The organism is Micromonospora sp. NPDC048935 (genome assembly GCF_043197875.1).
Taxonomy (GTDB): Bacteria; Actinomycetota; Actinomycetes; order Mycobacteriales; family Micromonosporaceae; genus Micromonospora.
Map to the genome: position 1 here is coordinate 203,251 of NZ_JBICTZ010000004.1, position 18,087 is coordinate 221,337.

Below are 18,087 nucleotides of genomic sequence, written 5' to 3' on the forward strand. Positions count from 1 at the left end.
GAAATTCGTTCCGGGGGCCACGGCTGGCGCTTACTCCGCGTACCGTCGGGGACACGGGAGGCTGGCATGTCGACGGTGGCGGTTACCAGGTTCATCGAGGCGGACGCTGTCGATGTCTGGTGTCTGCTGACCGACCTGCCCGGCCGCGCGGCCCGGCTGACCGCCGCCGGCCCGATCGAGGTGCTCACCCCGGGCCCGTTCGGGCCGGGCACCGCCTGGCGTGAGGAGCGCGCCCAGCCCGACGGCCGCACGCTTACCGAAGAGTTCCTGGTGGTGGAGACATCGGCCCCACACCGGCTGGTGCTCTGTTCCTCCGGTGCCGGCGTGGATTACCGGATCACCTGGAGTCTGCGACAGGTCCGGCGTCGCCGTCGAGGTTGTACGGCGGTCACCGTCACCCACGAGGCCGTGCCGACAGCTCCGTACGGCCGGGTGGTGGCGCTGTTGCTCGGCCACCTCGCCGCGCGGGCGGTCGAGGTGGCGCTCCGGCGCGACCTCGCCGACCTGGCCGTCGCGGCCGGTGCCGGCTCCGTCGAAGCCGCCTGAGCGCGGCCGGTCACCTTCGCCCGCACCTGCGCACGTGGTCGCCGTTACCTGCGCGGGGTCCGGTCGGTTCCGCTGGGTAGGGTGCCGGGCGGAGGTGCGGCATGGGGATCCCGAGGGGCCGACGACGGCTCGCGATGGCGGTCGTGGCGCTGCTCGCGACAGTGGCCGTCGTGGTCATCGGTTACCGGGTGCTCGCGCCGGCCGAGGTGAGCACGGTGGCCCGAGCCGAGTATCCGCCCGCGGCCCAGCCGGCTGCCGGCGTGGTCGGTCGACTGCCGGTCGCCCCGTTGATCGTGGACGGGAGGCTGCGGGTGTACGCCGCGCACCGCCAGGTCTACGCCGACCGGCCGGTGGACGGGCGGTATCGGACCAGCCCGTACTGGTCGTACCGGCGCTGGCCGGCGGAGCTGACCGGGGTGGTGGCCAGCGGCAGCACGGTGGTCAGCCGTTGGTCCGACGGTCGACTTGTCGCGCTCGACGCGCCGACCGGTCGGGTGCTCTGGAGGGCCGACGGCCCGGAGCCCGTCCAGAGCGCGGCAGTGGTGAGGCGTACCGGGGCGGCCACCGTCTGGGACCCGCGAGGGCTGCACCTCACCGACCTTCCGGACCGTCGCACGGTGGTGGTGGTCAGCGGAGACACCGAGGCGCGCGGGGTCGAGGTGAGCGGCGGCCGGCAACTGTGGCGGGTCGACCTGCCCGGCGGTTGCCGCAGTGACGTCGGCACCACCGCCTCCGGGCGGCTGATCGGCCTGGACCGGTGCGCCGGCCCGGCCACTGTCGAGTTCCGGGACGCGGCGACGGGTGCGGTACGCGAACGATGGCGACCGCCGGGTGGGTCGGACGAGTTGGTGGTGACTCCGCTCGGTTGTCGTACCGGCCGGTCGGACTGCCCAGCCCTGCGCACCGCTGGACCGGGCGACGCGGCCGGGCGGGGATGGCTGCTGGGTGCCGGCGAGCCGGTCGCCGCCCCCGCGCTCGATCCGGCCGGGGCCGCGGTGGTGGGTGAACGGGCCGTCGTGGTGCTCGACGGGGTGGCGGTGGGTCGTTCGGCGCGTACGGGTGCAGAGCTGTGGCGGGCGGCCGACCTCGGTGCGGTGCGGGTCCTGGCCGCGCAGCCTGGCCGGGTGCACCTGCTGACCGAGACCAACGAACTGGTGACGCTGGACCCGGCGACCGGGGGGCAACTGTCCCGGTTCTCGCTCAACGTCGGACGGGACGGGACGGGCTGGGCACCCGGGGCGGTGGGGGCCGGGGGCGGCTTCGTCGCGGTGGAACGGCTCCGCAGGCCCGTGGACCCCGACGGAGACGACAAGCGCTACTACCTGACTGCGGAAGCGGTGATCCTGGCCGCCACCTGATCGTGGTGTCTTCGACGCCCGAGGAGCCGAACCGTCCATGCCCTTTGTCCGTAAAGGATATGTTTTTCACGGTTCGGGTTTTTCTCGGGAAGGGGTCGGCGCATGGGCAGGACTTCAGCCAACTACCTCGTGGGCGGCGCGCTGGCCGCCGCCGCGAGCCTCGCGCTGGCGGTCCCGCCGGGGCTGGGTGCGGATCCCGCCTCGGCGCGCGCGTTCGCTGCCGTCCGGGCCGCGCCGTCGGCGGACACCGGCGTCACCTTCGAGATCCTGCCGGCGTCGCCGACGCCCACGCCCACGCAACCCGCACCTCCCACGCCCACGCGACCAACCTCGGCGCCACCCCAGCCCACACCCAGTCACGGTCAACTGCCGGTCACCGGTTCCGGCGGGTCGACGTTGCTGCTCATCGGGCTGGGCGTGCTCCTACTGCTCGTCGGTGGGCTCGCCGCCCGTCGCTGGCGGCGCGTGTGACGTACACCGGCCGTCGGCGGTTGGCGCAAGCCCGCCGCCGACGGCCCGCCTGTCGGGTGGGTCCCGCCGGCGGCTGGCGGAAGCCCACCGGCGGCTGGTCCGTGTGCGGCCCGTCGATGCCGGTGCAAGCCCGCCGCTGGCGGTGGATGCGCTGCGCGGCCGCCAGCGTGGCGTCAGCTTCCGGCCGGGACTCGCTCCCGTGGCGTGCCGGTGGGGGGCCGGGTGGACCGCCGGGATCGGCGGGCCAGCACCGCGAGGCCGGCGATGAGCAGGAGGCCCGCGACGGCCGCCGCCACGATCCAGGCGGACGTCATCCGGGAGATGACGCTGCCCCGCTTGCCGATCTGACCCGCGTCGGGAAACTCGATCCGCGCGGTGATGCTGCGCTTGACGATCCCGCTCTCCAGGTTCACCTCGATCTTCCAGGGCCCGTTCGGCAGCTCGGCCGGTAGCCGGGCGGTGACCTGCCCCGAGCCGCCCGGCGGCAGCGTGACGCCCTGCCCGACCTGGAACGGGCCGGCCCGGCTGCCGGCCGGCCCGTCGCTGAGGGCGACCGAGCCGGTCAGGTCGATGGCACGACCGCCGGTGTTGGTGACCTGGGCGGTCACCGAGGGCACGCCCTCGGGGCCGCGGGCCGGTCGAAGCTCACCGATCGAGAAGTCGGAGACCGGCTCGCCCCCGGGCCCCACGTCGAGATACATCCGGACGCCGACCCGGTGGATCTGGGTGACCTCCCCGTCGGAGCGGGGTGCCGAGGTGGCGGACGCCCAGACCACCCCGTACCGCTCGCCGCGTGCGGCGTCCCGCGGCACCACGATGGTGGCCAGGACCCGGGTCTCCCCCCACGGTTCCACCTCCACGACGGACCTGTCGAGGGTGATCCACGAGGTCAGCTCGTTTGTCGCGCGGCCCTCGCCGAACCTGAACTCGGAATCCTCCACGGTTGCCGCCGCCGGATACACGTCGATGCGGCGTGCTTCGTCGGTTCGATTGCGGATCAGCAGTTGCCGCTTGATGGTGGTGCCCGGCGGCAGGTGATCAACGATGTAGCGCAATGCCCGGGGGTCGTCGCGGCGATTGCTCGGGGCCTCCAGCAGCCGGATTCCGAGGCGGTCGTCGGCGTCAGGCTCGGCCGCGCCGGCCCGGGTCGACAGACCCGGACCGGCGAGGCAGAGCAGCGCCAGAGCGACCGTGACGGTCGACCGGCCCCGGCGGCTAGGCCACCGAATGCGTCACCGTCCCGGTGTAGACGCCCGCGATGCTGTCCAGCGGCACGTTGACGATCAGGGTCGGGTTCCAGGTCGCGGTGTTGCCACCGGTGCCGCCGGTGTGGGTGAACGCCGTGACCGGGGTGACGCTGTCCAGCGGCTCCGCGTCGCCGGAGGTGGCCTGACCCGGCGTGAAGGTGCCGTTGCCGGTGGTCGCGGTCGCCGGACCGGACCAGTAGTCGATCTCGGACGGGAGGACCGTCTCGGGCGGGCTGCCGCCGCCGGTCTGGAAGACCGTGGCGGTCACCGAGGCGACCCAGGAGGCGTCCGCCGCACCCCGGGAATCGTCGACCGTGACCGCGCCGAGTTGGCCGGTGATCGTGCCACCGGGCGCGCCGGTGCCAAGGTCGGCGGTGGCCGGCGCGTCGATGTCGAGGGTGCCGGCGAGCACCTCGAATGTCGTGGTGGTGGTGTCGGTCGGCGCGGCGCTGGCCGGCGCGGCGAGGAATCCCACCATCGCGGCGGCGGCCGCCCCGGCGAGACAGATCTTGGCAGTACGCACTGTTCGTTACCCCGTTCTCGAAGTGAGCCGGCGTGATTCCTCGATACAGCCGGCTACTTCGGAAGATAGGGCACCTAGCGGGCATAAGTGGACAAACAGAACTTATGGCCCGCTCTGGGTCAGGCCAGCGCGGACTCCGCGGCGTTCAGGAACGCGTCGTTCTCGGCCGGGGTGCCGATGGTGACCCGGACCCCGTCCCCGGCGAACGGCCGCACGATCACCCCGCGCGCCTCACACGCCTTGCCGAACGCCACCGCCCGCTCACCCAGCGGCAGCCAGACGAAGTTGGCCTGGCTGGTCGGCACCTCGGGCACGAACTTGCGCAGCGCCTCGGTGACCCGGTCCCGCTCGGCGACGACAAGGGCGCAGCGACGCTCCATCTCCGTCGCCTGGCTCAGCGCGGCGAGCGCCCCGGCCTGAGCCGCCGTGCTGCTGGAGAACGGGGTCGCCACCTTGCGGATGGCGGCAGCCACCACCGGCTGGGCAACGAGCCAGCCCATCCGCAGCCCGGCGAGCCCCCACGCCTTGGACAGCGTGCGCAGCACCGCGACGTTGGGTCGGTCCAGGTAGTCGAGCCCGTCCGGCACCTCCGCGTCGGTGACGAACTCCCGGTACGCCTCGTCGATCACCACCAGCACGTCGTCCGGCACCGCGTCGAGGAACCGGTCCAGGTCGGCCCGGCGTACCGCGGTGCCGGTGGGGTTGTTCGGGTTGCAGACGAAAATCACCCGGGTCCGGTCGGTCACCGCCGCGGCCATCGCCGCCAGGTCGTGCCCGTGCCCGGCGTCGTTGGGCAGCCGCACGCTCGTCGCGCCGCTGGTCGCCACGACGATCGGGTACGCCTCGAAGGACCGCCACGAGTAGAGCACCTCGTCGCCGGGCAGGCAGGTGGCCCGCACCAGGTGCTCGGCGAGCGCCACCGACCCACATCCGGTGGCGATCCGGTCGGCATCCACCCCGTACCGCTGGGCAAGCGCGTCCCGCAGCGCGACCACGCCCATGTCCGGGTAGCGGTGCGAGGTGCTGATCGCCTCGGTGACCGCCTCGACCACGCCGGGCAGCGGACCGTACGGAACCTCGTTGCTGGCCAACTTGATGGCCTCCGGCAGGCCCAACTCCCGAGCCAGGTCGGCGGGACTGCGCCCCGGCACGTAGTTGGGCAGCGCGTCCAGGTCGGCGCGGGTCAGCCGCAGCGCCGGCTGGTGACGTCCGGAGTCGGTCATGGGGTGTCTCCCGGGGGGTGGTTGCGGTCGTTCGAGGAGGTGGGTCCGGTGCGGTGCGGAACCTCGACGACCACCGTCTGCGCGCGCTTGTCGTGCAGCGCCTGGCGCAGCGGGTGGTCGAAGAGTGGCGAGAGGGCGTCGACAAGTTGCAGCACCAGACCGATCCCGGCGCAGTACCAGAGCAGGGTCGGCAGACCCAGCAGGCTCCACCGGCCCAGTGCCCGGCCCATCCCCAGCGGCTGGTCGGCGGCGATCGGCACCGCCCGGATCCGCATCACCCGCTTGCCGACGGTCTGCCCACCAGCGGCCATGGCGGGCACCTCGTACGCCAACCAGAGCGCGGTGGCGACCAGCAGGATCACCACCAGGAGCGAGTTGGCCTGCTGGTCGGGCAACGGCAGGCCCTCGGCGGAGGTGTCCCCCCGCGCCGCCCGCCGGAAGATCTCCTGCCAGTACGGGGTCCACTCCTGCACCCAGCGCCAGACGAACCAGCCGTTCGCCACGATGTTCAGTGCGAAGAGGAGGCCGAAGTCGATGAGCCGAGCAACGAACCGGCGGCCGTAGCCGGCCAGCCGGAGGCCATGCGGCCGTGGCTCGGGCGGTCGCATCGACCAGCCCGGGTGACCGGGAAAGGGCACCCAGCCCGGTTGGCCGGGTTGGGGTGCCCAGCCCGGTTGGCCGGGCAGTGGTCCCGAGCCCGGGTGGCCACCCGGAGGCGCCCAGCCCGGCGGGCCGCCCTGCGGACCCCAGGCCGGAGGGCCGGCCGGTGGCCCCCAGCCTGGGCCCTGCCCCGGCGGCGGGCCGTACCCCGGTGGTGTGCCCTGCTGCGGCGGCCCGCCGGGCGCGACGGCCCCCGGGCCCGAGGTGCCCGCCGCGGCGGGCGCGGCCGAGGTGACCGGCGCGGGCGGCGGCTCGACCGGCGGAGGACCCTCCGGCGGGGTGGCGTCGGCGGGGATCGGCGCACCGAGCCAACCCTCGCCGTCCCAGTAACGCTGGGTCTCCCTGTCGGCCGGGTCGACATACCAGCCGGGCTGAACGCTCACGCCGCCGCTCCGCTTCGCTGCGCGACGGCGCGAGACGCCACGCTGCTGTGCCTGCTGGTTCGCTCGCTGCGCTCGCTCACGCCGCCGCTCCGCTTCGCTGCGCGACGGCGCGAGACGCCACGCTACTGTGCCTGCTGGTTCGCTCGCTGCGCTCGCTCACGTGGACACCTTAACGACGACGGTATCGGCGAACTTGTCATGGAGGCACTGCTGCCACGGCTTGTCCCAGAGTTGCCACAGGCCGTCGACGTAGGCGCCCCCCGGGACCAGCGAGGCTCCCAGGTACTGCACGAGCCAGCGCCGGCCGGCCATCCGCCGGTCCAGCGTGCGGGTCGGGTCGATCGGCACCACGCGCAGCTTCAGCACCTTCTTGCCGAGCGTCTGGCCGTCGCGCTTGAGGTATTCCACGTGGTAGAGCCAGTAGAGCCCGAGCGTCACCACGAAGAGCCCGAGCTGAAGCAGGATGATCGGCAGGAGGAACTCGACGAAGAAGGTGGCCATGTCGGGCTCCACAATTGTGCCGTCCGGGTTGGTCCGGGTCATCTCGGTGAGCATCCGCCACCAGAGGACGAGGAAGAACGGCAGGAACAGCACCAGCGACACGGCACTGGCCAACGCCGTGTCGATCAGCCAGGCGAGCAGCCGGTCGCCGAAGCTCGCCAGCGGCTGACCACCCGGGCTCAGGGTCGGCGGCAGCGGGCCGGGTGGCCCGGCGGGCCACGGTGGCGGGGCGTACCCGGGTGGGGCGTACTGCGGCGGCGCGGCGTACCCCTGGGGGTGTGGTCCGGGCGGCGGCGCGAAGCCGCCGGCGGCGGGCTGAGGCCCACCGACCGGCGGCGTCGGGTACGACGGAGGCTGCGTCACGCTCGCAAGTGTTACAGGTTGCCGCGCGCTTCCTGCTCCCGCTCGATCGCCTGGAAGAGCGCCTTGAAGTTGCCCTTGCCGAAGCCCAGCGAGCCGTGTCGCTCGATCAGTTCGAAGAACACGGTCGGGCGGTCCTGCACCGGCTTGGTGAAGATCTGGAGCAGGTAGCCGTCCTCGTCCCGGTCGACGAGGATCTTGCGGGCCTTCAGCTCCTCGATCGGCACCCGCACCTTGCCGATGCGGGCACGCAGCTCGGGGTCCTCGTAGTACGAGTCGGGGGTGTCCAGGAACTCCACCCCGGCGGCCCGCATCGCGTCGACGCTGGCCAGGATGTCGTTGGTGGCGACGGCGATGTGCTGCGCACCGGGGCCCTGGTAGAACTCCAGGTACTCGTCGATCTGGGACTTCTTACGGGCGATCGCCGGCTCGTTGAGCGGGAACTTCACCTTCCGGGTGCCGTTCGCGACGACCTTGCTCATCAGCGCCGAGTAGTCGGTGGCGATGTCGTCGCCGACGAACTCCGCCATGTTGGAGAAGCCCATCACCCGCTTGTAGAACTCGACCCACTCGTCCATCCGGCCCAGTTCCACGTTGCCGACCACGTGGTCGACGGCCTGGAAGAAGCGCTTCGGCTGAATGCCGGCGGCGATCATCGGCTGCCGGTCCACGATCGGGCCGCGGGCGGCGAAGCCGGGCAGGAACGGGCCGGTGTAGCGGGACCTGTCGACAAGGGTGTGCCGGGTGTCGCCGTACGCGGCGATGGCCGCCATCCGGACCGTGCCGTGCTCGTCGGTCACCTCGTGCGGCTCGACGACGCTGGCGGCGCCCTGCGCGATGGCGTGCGCGTACGCGGCGTCGACGTCCGGGACCTCCAGCGCGATGTCGCTGATCCCGTCGCTGTGCTTCGCCACGTGCTCGGCGCCGTCGGCGTCCGGGCGCACCGCGCCGGTCAGCACGAACCGGGCCGAGCCGCTGGTCAGCACGTACTGGGCGTGGTCGCGGTAGCCCTGCTCGGGGCCCCGGTACGCCACGCAGGTCATGCCGAACGCGGTGGAGTAGTAGTGCGCGGCCTGCTTGGCGTTGCCGACCAGGAAGTGCACGTGGTCGAGGCCCCGGACCGGGAACGGGTCGTGGCTGATGTCGTGGTCGACTGCGCCGACGAGCCGGTCGACGTCGACGTCCTCGGTCGACTGGGGTCGGTCGATCGCCTGGGTCATGATGGCCTCCCTCGCGTACCGGCCGGCCTCGTGGGCCGGTTGTTGACCGAAGGATCGCGGTGCGGGCCACGGCTGGGCAACTGGCCGGGAAAATGCTGGTCAGAATGCGCATTCGGTATGGTCGACACTCGTGAATGGTGAGCAGAATGTACAGCTCGACGCCCTCGACGTGCGCTTGATCGAACTGCTCGCCGAGGAGCCTCGGATCGGGGTGCTGGAGTGCTCCCGCCGGCTCGGGGTGGCCCGGGGCACCGTGCAGGCCCGGCTGGACAAGCTGATCGACCGGGGCGTCATCGGTGGCTTCGGCCCGGAGATCGCACCGGCCGCGATCGGGTTCGGGGTGACCAGCTTCGTCACCCTGGAGATCAGCCAGCGGCACGGCCACGACCCGGTCACCGCCCACCTCGCCGCCATCCCCGAGGTGCTGGAGGCGCACACCATCACCGGCTCCAGTGACCTGCTGTGCCGGATCGTGGCCCGCTCCAACACCGACCTCCAGCGGGTCATCGACCAGATCGTCTCCTCCGCCGGCATCACCCGGGCGTCGACGATCATCGCCCTGGCCGAGCAGATCCCGTACCGCACGCTTCCCCTCGTCCGCAGCGCCGTACGGGCGCTCTAACACCTCGCGCCGCAGAAAGCGCGGCGACACGGCGGCGCGGGCGCACGGAAGATCCGTGATCGTGGCTACGGTGTGCGGGTGGCGAAGGGGAGGGTGCGCGCTGGGCTGCTGGCCGGCCTCGCCGTGGTCGTCGCCCTCGCCGCGACCGGCGTGTGGAATCCCTTCCCCGGCCTGTGGGACTGGGTGGACCGCAGCGAGCCCATCTCCGAGCCCGACGTGGTCTGGCAGCAACGGATCGGCGGCACCCCACGCAGTGTGACGATCGCCGGCGACGCCGTCGTGGTCGAGCAGCGCACCCGGGTGGAGGCGCGCAGCCTGGCCACCGGCGCCCAACTCTGGGAGCGCAAGGCCGACTGGGCGGCGGTCGCCGGCGGTGACCGGGACCCGGTCGTCGCCGTGGGCAAGCTCCTGGTCAAGGGGTACGAGCTGCTCGACCCGGCCACCGGGGCGACCCGGCGACGCGACGACGACGCGGTGGCCGTGTGGACCTACCGCAACCTGCTCCTCGACGCCCGCTGCACGGATGCCACCGACTGCACCCTGAGCGCCTGGGACCCGCGCGGCACCGCGCCGATCTGGACGGCCTTCCTGCCCGGGGTGCACAGCGGCCTGCTCGCCGACAACCCGGGGCTGCGCGGCACCCGCCGGCTCACCGCCACCCGGATCGACGACGGGGTGGCCGGCGCGGAACCTGCGCCGCCGCTGCTCGGCTTCCCGGTGGACGGCCGGGTGCACGTGGTGGACACCGCCACCGGTCGGGTGTTGCAAAATGTCGAACCCGGCCGGGACGAGCGGCTGTCCGTGGTGGGCGGCCGGATGCTGCGGATCGCCGCCCGCTCCCAGGACGGCGCCTGCTATTTCGCCATCTCGGCGCGGGACCCGGCGACCGGGCAGGAGGCGTGGCAGCGGGCCGGGATCAACCTACGGACCGCCGACAGCGCCGGCTGCGTGCAGCGCGAGGACCCGCAGGGTGCGCGGAACGTGCTGATCGGTGTCGGCCCGGACGGCCGCGAGGCGGTCATCGACGGGTACGACGGCCGGCTGCTCTGGGTCGGCGAAGCGGGCACCAAGTTGATCGCGGTCGACGACCGCTACGCGGTGTTCCGGGCAGCCGACAAGCGTTCGGTGGTCGCCCGTCAGCTCGGCACCGACCGGGTGCTGTGGACGCGGCCCGCCAGCGGCAAGGCCGGTGCCGCGCTGACCCCGTACGCGGCGGTGGTCGCGGACGAGAAGCCGTCCCGGTTGGTCGCGGTGGACCCACGCACCGGCCGGGAGTTGGCCGTCCTGCGCACCTCGGCGAACGCCCTCGCGGTCGGCTCGCAGGGCATGATCATTGGTGAGGGGCGCGAGATCGGATACGTCCGCTTCGGTGCTGCCGGAGGCTCGCCCGCTCGCCCGCCCGGCGACGGTGGGAATCCCGGGCCGGGCGGCACCGGCCCCGGTGGGCAGACCAACGGCGGCTGCGGGCCGAAGGGGGAGCTCTGCCCCGATCCGGACGGCGGCAAGGACGGCTGAGTGGCCTGCTCACCGGGTGGGTGAGCGGGCGGCGGGTCCGCGGGATGAGAGCGGCGTCCCAGGACCCGCCCGGCGGGTGGGAGTGATCGACCGGTCTGCCCTAGGCTTGCCGCTCATGAGCAGTGCCGCCGCATTCTCGTACGCCCCCCTGCTGCCGACCGGCCCCGACCAGACGGATTACCGCCTGGTCACCGACGAGGGCGTCGACGTCGTACACGGCCCGGGAGGCCGCCGGTTCCTCACTGTGGAGCCGGCCGCGCTCACCGCGCTGACCGCCGAGGCGATGCACGACATCGCGCACTTCCTCCGCCCCGCGCACCTGGCCCAGCTCCGGGCGATCATCGATGATCCGGCCGCCTCGCCGAACGATCGGTTCGTCGCACTGGACCTGCTGCGCAACGCCAACATCGCCGCCGGTGGGGTGCTGCCGATGTGTCAGGACACCGGCACCGCGATCGTGATGGGCAAGCGTGGCCGGCACGTGCTCACCGACGGCGCGGACGCCGAGGCCATCTCCCGAGGCGTCTACCAGGCATACACCAAGCTCAACCTGCGCTACTCCCAGCTCGCCCCGCTGACCATGTGGGACGAGCGGAACACCGGCAGCAACCTGCCGGCCCAGGTCGAGCTGTACGCCGAGGACCCGGAGGGGCACCCCGACGCGTACAAGTTTCTGTTCATGGCCAAGGGTGGCGGCTCGGCCAACAAGTCGTACCTCTACCAGGAGACCAAGGCGCTGCTCAACCCGACGCGGATGATGCAGTTCCTGGAGGAGAAGCTGCGGCTGATCGGCACCGCCGCCTGCCCGCCGTACCACCTGGCCATCGTCATCGGCGGCACCTCCGCCGAGTACGCCCTGAAGACCGCGAAGTACGCCTCCGCGAAGTACCTGGACGCCCTCCCGACGCAGGGCTCGATGAGTGCGCACGGCTTCCGCGACCTGGAGTTGGAGGCCGAGGTGCTGGAGTTGACCCGCAACTTCGGCATCGGGGCCCAGTTCGGCGGCAGGTACTTCTGTCACGACGTACGGGTGGTCCGGCTGCCCCGGCACGGCGCGTCCTGCCCGGTGGCGATCGCCGTCTCCTGTTCGGCGGACCGGCAGGCGGTCGCCAAGATCACTCCGTCGGGTGTGTGGCTGGAGCGACTGGAGACCGACCCGGCGCGCTTCCTGCCCGACGTCACCGACGATGCGCTCGACGCCGAGCTGGTGGTCCGGGTCGACCTCAACCGGCCGATGGACGAGATCCGCGCCGAGCTGTCCAAATATCCGGTGAAGACCCGGCTCTCGCTGTCCGGCCCGCTCGTGGTGGCCCGCGACATCGCGCACGCCAAGATCGCTGAGCGGTTGGACGCCGGCGAGCCGATGCCGCGCTACCTGCGCGACCACGCCGTCTACTACGCCGGCCCGGCCAAGACCCCCGAGGGGTACGCGTCCGGCTCCTTCGGCCCGACCACCGCCGGCCGGATGGACGCCTACGTGGAGAAGTTCCAGGCCGCGGGTGGCTCGCAGGTGATGCTCGCCAAGGGCAACCGCTCCGGCCAGGTGACCCGATCCTGCCAGCGGCACGGCGGCTTCTACCTCGGGTCGATCGGCGGCCCCGCGGCCCGTCTCGCCCAGGACTGCATCAAGCACGTCGAGGTCCTCGAATACGCGGAGCTGGGCATGGAGGCGGTCTGGAAGATCGAGGTGGAGGACTTCCCGGCCTTCATCGTCGTCGACGACAAGGGCAACGACTTCTTCGCCGAGGTCACCAAGCCGGTGCTCACCGTCGGCCGCCGCTGACCCGACCGGCACCGTCGGTCGCCGCTGACCCGACCGGCACGCGCGAAGGGGCGTCGAGCGAATGCGCTCGACGCCCCTCTTGTCGCCCGTGCTGTACCGACATCGGTGCGCCTGGCCCGCTTCGGCCCCGGGAACGGGCGCACCGCCCCCGTCGGATGCCGTCACCGACAACCCGAAGAGAGTGTCCGATGCACCGCTGCCGATCCGCTCTCACATCGCTCTCGCCTGACTGAGCCGATCCGTGACCGTCGGACTACTCTGCTGGAGGTCGGGCCAGTAAGGCGGGGGAGCAGATGCGGTTCGGGATCCTGGGGCCCCTGCGGGTCGGCGGTGGTGAGTCCACAGTCACCGCTGGTCGTGACCGGATCGTGCTCGCCATGCTGCTGTTGCGGGCCGGCCGGCTCGTGCCGGTCGAAGAGCTGGTCGACGCGGTGTGGGAGGAGCAGCCCCCGGCCACCGCCCGAGCCCAGTTGCAGACCTGTGTGTCGCGGTTGCGCCGCCGCTTCACCGAACTCGGGCTGTCGCCGGAGGCGATCGTCACCGACCCGGCGGGGTATGGCGTCCGTCCCGCACCGAACGACCTGGACGTCGAGGTGTTCGTCCGGGGTGTGGAGGCGGCCCGTGCCGCCGCCGCGGCCGGTCGGCTGGACGACGCGCGTACCGGATTCCGCGCTGCCCTGGCGCTCTGGCGAGGGCCCGCGCTCGGCGGTATCCCGAGCCGGAGCATCCGCCGCCGCGCCCAGGCCCTGGACGAGCAGCGCCTGACCGCGCTGGAGGAGTGCGTCGACGTCGAGATGCGTCTCGGTCGGGGCGTCGAGCTGATCGACGAGTTGGCCGAGAGCGTCGACCAGCACCCGCTGCGGGAGCGACTGCGCGGTCAACTGATGCTCGCCCTCTCCTCGGTCGGTCGGCAGGCCGAGGCGCTGGCGGTCTACCGGGAGGGTCGGCGGTTCTACGCCGACGAGCTGGGCATCGAGCCCGGCGCCGAGCTTCAGGAGCTGCATCAACGGGTGCTCGCCGGGGATCTCGTCCTGGCCGGTCGGGCGTCGTCGCCGAGCGCTCCGGTCCGCTCGCTGCCCCGGGCGATCGGCGACTTCACCGGTCGGCAGCAGACGCTGGCCCGTCTGGTCAAGGACGTGGAGGCCGGCGCGCGGATCCAGCTCATCGACGGGATGGCCGGCAGCGGTAAGACCACCCTCGCCGTGCACGTCGCCACCGCCCTCACGGATGACTACCCGGACGCCCAGCTCTACATCGACCTGCACGGGCACAGCGAGCGCACCCCGCTGACACCGGCCGCGGCGGTGGCCACGTTGCTGCGGCAGCTCGGTGTGCCCGCCGAACGGGTGCCGACGAACCAGGACGACCGGTTGGCGCTCTGGCGCACCGAGTTGGCCGGCCGACGGGCCCTGGTGGTGCTGGACAACGCGGCCACCGCCGACCAGGTGACACCCCTGCTGCCCAACGGCTCGCACTGCCTCGTCCTGATCACCAGCCGGCGCCGGCTGGTCGGGGTGGACGAGGGGCGACCGTCGTCGCTGCCGGTGCTCGACACCGACGAGGCGATCGAGCTGCTCGGGCACGTGGTCGGCGTCGACCGGGTGGCGGCCGAGCCGGAGGCGGCCACCGAGGTCGTCCGCCGCTGCGGGCACCTGCCACTCGCCATCCGGTTGGCCGGTGCCCGACTGGCGCACCGCCCCCGTTGGCGCATCGCCGACCTGGCCGAGCGGCTGACGAGCCGGCCCGACCCGTTGGCCGAGTTCGAAGCGGGTGACAGGTCCGTCGCCCGCGCCTTCGCCCTGTCGTACGCCCAGGTGCCGCCGGCGGCGCAGCGTGCGTTCCGGCTGCTCGGCCTGCACCCGGGGGTACGGTTCGACAACTCGGTCGCGGCAGTCCTCGCCGAGCTGCCCCTGCCCGACGCGCAGGACCTGCTCGACGAGTTGGTCGACGCGCACCTGGTGGAGGAGACGGAGCCGGGCCGGTACCGGCTGCACGACCTGGTCCGCGAGTATGCCCGGACCCTGGTGGCCGAGCCGGAGCGGGCAGCCGAGCGGCGGGACGGCATCGAGCGCCTGCTCGACCACCATCTGCACGTTGCCACGGCGATCGCCCGCACGACGGAACTCTCCTCGCTGCACTCGCTGATCGTGGTGGCGGAGCCGCTGCGCCCCGACCTGGTCGCGCTCGTCGCCGAGCAGGGCCGGGCCTGGCTCGACGAGAACCTGGCCGTGTGGACCGCCCTGGTCCGGTTGGCGGAGACCGAGGATTTCCTCCAGTACTGCTGGCAGTTGGCGAGGGCCTGCTGGTACGCCCAGTTCGAGGGCGGTCGGCTGGACGAGTTGATCGAGACACACACCATCGGCCTGCGCGCCGCCGAGGCGTTGGGTGACGACCGGGCCGTGGCGACGATGCTCAACTATCTGGCCTCGGCCCACTACCGGCTGGGTGATTTTCCCGAGTCGATCCGGGTCATGGAGAGGTCACTGGAAATCTTCCGCCGGCTCGGTCTGCGCCGCGGGTTCCGCAACACGCTCGGCAACCTGGGCAGCTCGTACGCGGCCGACTTCCAGTTCCGCCGTGCCCGGGAGTGCTTCGACGAGGCCAGCGCGGTGGCCACGCGGATGCGCGACACGGTGGCGCTGACGAACGAACTCAACAACCTGTCGTTGACGCTGCTGCTGTGGGGGCGGCACGACGAGGCGCTGCGCTTAGCCCGACGGCACCTGAGCATCGCTCGTGAATTCGGCGACCCGCGCCGGATCGGCAACGCCCTCGGGCATCTCGGGATGATCCGGCATCGGATGGGTGACGTGGTGCCGGCCGCGCGGTTGCTGCGGGTGGCGCTGCGTTTCAAGCGGCAGATGGGCAGCCGGTTCGGTGAGGGTGAGGTGTTGAACGAGATCGGGATGATGGAACGGGAGGCCGGGCGCCCGGAGCAGGCCGCCGAACTGCACCGTGCGGCACTCGTCGCGATGACCGAGGTGGGGGACCGCGTCGCGCAGTGCGGCTCACGCAACCTGCTGGCCCGCGCCATCCTGGACCAGGGCGACGTGACGAGCGCGCTCGACCTGCATCGTCGCGTGCTCGTCGACGCCACCGGGCTGGGCTCCCGATACGAGCAGGGCCGGGCGCTGGAGGGCATCGCCCGCTGCCTGCTGACGACCGACCCGGCCGCGGCGCGCGCACACCTGAGCCGGGCGCTGGTCCTGTTCCGGCAGATCGAGTCACCCGGCCAGCACGAGGTGGAGTGCCTGCTCGCCGAGTTGGGCTGACGGATCATCTGCGAGTCGGCGGTGGGCGCGGCAGGATGGTAGGTGTGACGACTCCAGAGGCGACCGGTTACCGGATCGAACGCGACTCGATGGGCGAGGTGGAGGTGCCCGCCGAAGCCCTGTGGCGGGCACAGACCCAGCGTGCGGTGCAGAATTTCCCGATCTCCGGCCGGGGCATCGAGCCGGCCCAGATCAAGGCGCTCGCCCAGATCAAGGGCGCGGCAGCCGAGGTCAACGGCGAGTTGGGCGTGATCGACGCGAACGTGGCCGCCGCGATCGCCGCCGCCGCCGCACACGTGGCCGACGGTGGTTACGACGACCAGTTCCCGGTGGACGTGTTCCAGACCGGTTCGGGCACCTCGTCGAACATGAACACCAACGAGGTGATCGCCACCCTGGCGAGCCGCGAGCTGGGCTCGCCGGTGCACCCGAACGACCACGTCAACGCTTCCCAGTCCAGCAACGACATCTTCCCGTCCTCGATCCACCTGGCCGCCACCCAGTTCATCGTGGAGGATCTGCTGCCGTCGCTGGCCCACCTGGCGGCGGCGCTGGAGGCCAAGGCTGCGGAGTTCGAGACGGTGGTCAAGGCCGGTCGCACCCATCTGATGGACGCCACTCCGGTCACCCTGGGTCAGGAGTTCGGTGGGTACGCCGCCCAGGTCCGCTACGGCATCGACCGGCTGGAAGGCGCGTTGCCCCGGCTGGCCGAGCTGCCACTGGGTGGCACCGCCGTCGGCACCGGGATCAACACCCCGCTCGGGTTCGCCGCCGCCGTGATCGGCAAGCTGCGCGAGTCGACCGGGCTGCCGTTGTCCGAGGCGCGTAACCACTTCGAGGCACAGGGCGCCCGGGACGCGCTTGTGGAGACCTCGGGGCAGCTCCGTACGGTGGCGGTCGGCCTCTACAAGATCGCGAACGACATCCGGTGGATGGGCTCCGGCCCGCGTGCCGGCCTCCGCGAACTGCGGATCCCCGACCTCCAGCCCGGCTCGTCGATCATGCCCGGCAAGGTCAACCCGGTGGTCGCCGAGGCGATGCGGCAGGTCTGCGCACAGGTGATCGGCAACGACGCGACAGTTGGCTTCGCCGGCTCCCAGGGCGACTTCGAGTTGAACGTCATGCTCCCCGTGATGGGCCGCAACCTGCTGGAGTCGATCCGCCTGCTCTCCGCGGTCAGCCGCCTGTTCGCCGACCGGCTGGTGGCCGGCCTGGTCGCGGACGCCGAGGTCTGCCTGGCGTACGCCGAAGGGTCACCGTCGATCGTCACCCCGCTCAACCGCTACCTGGGGTACGACGAGGCCGCCTCGATCGCCAAGGAGGCGTTGGCCAAGCAGACCTCCATCCGCGAGGTGGTGATCTCCCGAGGTCACGTCGACTCCGGCAAGCTCACCGAGACCCAGCTCGACGAGGCCCTGGACCTGCTCCGGATGACCCACCCCTGAGCTGGGGGTGCCCGCTCAGCGCGTGTCGCCGCGCGGTCTGGCCCAGCCGAGGAAACGGTTGAACAGCGCCGCCGGGTCGGGGCCGTCGTCTGGGTTGAGCCGGTACAGGTCGGCGGCCGCCTCGTGCAGGACCGCGCACAGGTAGACGCTCAACCCGACCCGGTCGTGGGCGTACTCCTGGCGCAGGGTGAGCCGCGCGACCGGGCACGGCCAGGGTGCGGCGCAGACCCGGCACAGCCAGAGCGGTCGCAGGGCCAGGTGCGGTCGACGTGGAGTCGTGGCGCGGTCGTCCGGGGCGGTCCGGGACATGCGGCGGCCTTCCTTGTCGGGCTGAATCGTCTGTGGCGTCACGCCGCGCTCCCCGCGCGTCCCGGGCCGGGCTGCGCGTTCGGGCCGGGCTGCGCGTTCGGGCCGGGCTGCGCGTTCGGGCCGGGTTGTGCGTTCGGGCCGGGTTGTGCGTTCGGGCCGGGCTGTGCGTCCGGGCCGGGTTGTGCGTCCGGGCCGGGCTGCGCCCGGGCTGGGGCTGCGTCCGGGCCGGGCCAAGATCGCGCTCGAACCAGGATGTAGTGGCTTCCGCATGCGAGGAGCCCACTGTTTCCACGACAACCCCGTTGCGTTAGGTGGACCGGCTGTTCGTCAACCGGCACCGCTTCGCCGATCATGGAGTTGTGGTGGGTAACAGAACGCCCGTAAACCCGCAAAGTCGGCACCACAACTCCATGATCGCCAAGCCGGGCCCAACCCGCTCCCCGATCGGGCACCTCCTGTCCCGGGTTGACCCGCCGGCTAGAGCCCTAACGCAACGGTGTTGGTTTCCACGATCGAGCACGATCTTGCGGGGTCAGTCGAGGTTGGTCGGGGCGGTCGGCGTGATTGGGGTCTGGGAGGTGGGACCGCCCGGCACGGGGGAGCGGGCGGTCCCGTGCGATGTCGACAGACCCGGGGGACGGGGAGCGGC

15 protein-coding genes are annotated in these 18,087 nt (G+C 72.2%); 8 read left to right on the forward strand and 7 right to left on the reverse strand.

Annotated elements, in window-relative coordinates; translation table 11 throughout:
- The first annotated feature begins 66 nt into the window (after positions 1 to 66).
- The 3 genes from ACGFIW_RS14160 to ACGFIW_RS14170 all read left to right on the forward strand — a co-directional run bounded on the left by ACGFIW_RS14160 (position 67) and on the right by ACGFIW_RS14170 (position 2,375).
- On the forward strand, positions 67 to 546 hold the full coding sequence (locus ACGFIW_RS14160; RefSeq protein ID WP_393314511.1) for an SRPBCC family protein: 480 nt from the start codon (positions 67 to 69) through the stop codon (positions 544 to 546).
- A 101-nt stretch (positions 547 to 647) separates the two neighbouring features.
- Positions 648 to 1,904 (forward strand): PQQ-binding-like beta-propeller repeat protein, encoded by a 1,257-nt coding sequence (locus ACGFIW_RS14165; protein WP_393314514.1) that lies wholly within the window; start codon positions 648 to 650, stop codon positions 1,902 to 1,904.
- A gap of 102 nt (positions 1,905 to 2,006) precedes the next feature.
- The gene (locus ACGFIW_RS14170) at positions 2,007 to 2,375 is read left to right on the forward strand and encodes an LPXTG cell wall anchor domain-containing protein (protein WP_393314517.1); all 369 of its coding nucleotides are present in this window, start codon (positions 2,007 to 2,009) and stop codon (positions 2,373 to 2,375) included.
- 173 nt (positions 2,376 to 2,548) lie between these two features.
- Here ACGFIW_RS14170 and ACGFIW_RS14175 read toward each other — a convergent pair whose 3' ends face one another.
- From ACGFIW_RS14175 to hppD, 6 genes are all read right to left on the reverse strand, one after another.
- Positions 2,549 to 3,430 carry a hypothetical protein gene (locus tag ACGFIW_RS14175; protein ID WP_393314520.1) on the reverse strand — a complete coding sequence of 294 codons (882 nt, stop codon included), beginning with the start codon at positions 3,428 to 3,430 and terminating at the stop codon, positions 2,549 to 2,551.
- A 160-nt stretch (positions 3,431 to 3,590) separates the two neighbouring features.
- Positions 3,591 to 4,145 carry a hypothetical protein gene (locus ACGFIW_RS14180; RefSeq protein ID WP_393314523.1) on the reverse strand — a complete coding sequence of 185 codons (555 nt, stop codon included), beginning with the start codon at positions 4,143 to 4,145 and terminating at the stop codon, positions 3,591 to 3,593.
- 119 nt (positions 4,146 to 4,264) lie between these two features.
- A complete protein-coding gene (gene hisC / locus ACGFIW_RS14185) occupies positions 4,265 to 5,368 on the reverse strand; it encodes a histidinol-phosphate transaminase (protein ID WP_393314526.1) in 1,104 nt (367 codons plus the stop codon).
- Entirely contained in the window at positions 5,365 to 6,411 is a 1,047-nt protein-coding gene (locus tag ACGFIW_RS14190; RefSeq protein WP_393314529.1) for an RDD family protein, read from the reverse strand. The genes hisC and ACGFIW_RS14190 overlap by 4 nt, the downstream gene beginning before the upstream one ends.
- 156 nt (positions 6,412 to 6,567) lie before the next feature.
- A complete protein-coding gene (locus ACGFIW_RS14195) occupies positions 6,568 to 7,275 on the reverse strand; it encodes an RDD family protein (RefSeq protein ID WP_393314532.1) in 708 nt (235 codons plus the stop codon).
- 11 nt (positions 7,276 to 7,286) lie between these two features.
- On the reverse strand, positions 7,287 to 8,492 hold the full coding sequence (gene hppD / locus ACGFIW_RS14200; protein ID WP_357252721.1) for a 4-hydroxyphenylpyruvate dioxygenase: 1,206 nt from the start codon (positions 8,490 to 8,492) through the stop codon (positions 7,287 to 7,289).
- A gap of 130 nt (positions 8,493 to 8,622) precedes the next feature.
- Between hppD and ACGFIW_RS14205 the strand changes: the two genes are divergently transcribed.
- The 5 genes from ACGFIW_RS14205 to ACGFIW_RS14225 all read left to right on the forward strand — a co-directional run bounded on the left by ACGFIW_RS14205 (position 8,623) and on the right by ACGFIW_RS14225 (position 17,129).
- Positions 8,623 to 9,114, forward strand: coding sequence for an Lrp/AsnC family transcriptional regulator (locus ACGFIW_RS14205; RefSeq protein WP_393314535.1), 492 nt, complete (start codon positions 8,623 to 8,625; stop codon positions 9,112 to 9,114).
- 78 nt (positions 9,115 to 9,192) lie between these two features.
- Entirely contained in the window at positions 9,193 to 10,629 is a 1,437-nt protein-coding gene (locus ACGFIW_RS14210; protein ID WP_393314538.1) for a PQQ-binding-like beta-propeller repeat protein, read from the forward strand.
- 115 nt (positions 10,630 to 10,744) lie between these two features.
- Positions 10,745 to 12,412, forward strand: coding sequence for a fumarate hydratase (locus ACGFIW_RS14215; RefSeq protein WP_393314541.1), 1,668 nt, complete (start codon positions 10,745 to 10,747; stop codon positions 12,410 to 12,412).
- A 293-nt stretch (positions 12,413 to 12,705) separates the two neighbouring features.
- A complete protein-coding gene (locus tag ACGFIW_RS14220; RefSeq protein WP_393314544.1) occupies positions 12,706 to 15,684 on the forward strand; it encodes a BTAD domain-containing putative transcriptional regulator in 2,979 nt (992 codons plus the stop codon).
- Positions 15,685 to 15,719: 35 nt separating this feature from the next.
- Positions 15,720 to 17,129 carry a class II fumarate hydratase gene (locus ACGFIW_RS14225; RefSeq protein ID WP_393314547.1) on the forward strand — a complete coding sequence of 470 codons (1,410 nt, stop codon included), beginning with the start codon at positions 15,720 to 15,722 and terminating at the stop codon, positions 17,127 to 17,129.
- A 15-nt stretch (positions 17,130 to 17,144) separates the two neighbouring features.
- Here the strand turns inward: ACGFIW_RS14225 and ACGFIW_RS14230 are convergent, their stop codons facing one another.
- On the reverse strand, positions 17,145 to 17,438 hold the full coding sequence (locus tag ACGFIW_RS14230) for a hypothetical protein (RefSeq protein ID WP_393315289.1): 294 nt from the start codon (positions 17,436 to 17,438) through the stop codon (positions 17,145 to 17,147).
- Positions 17,439 to 18,087: the final 649 nt, after the last annotated feature.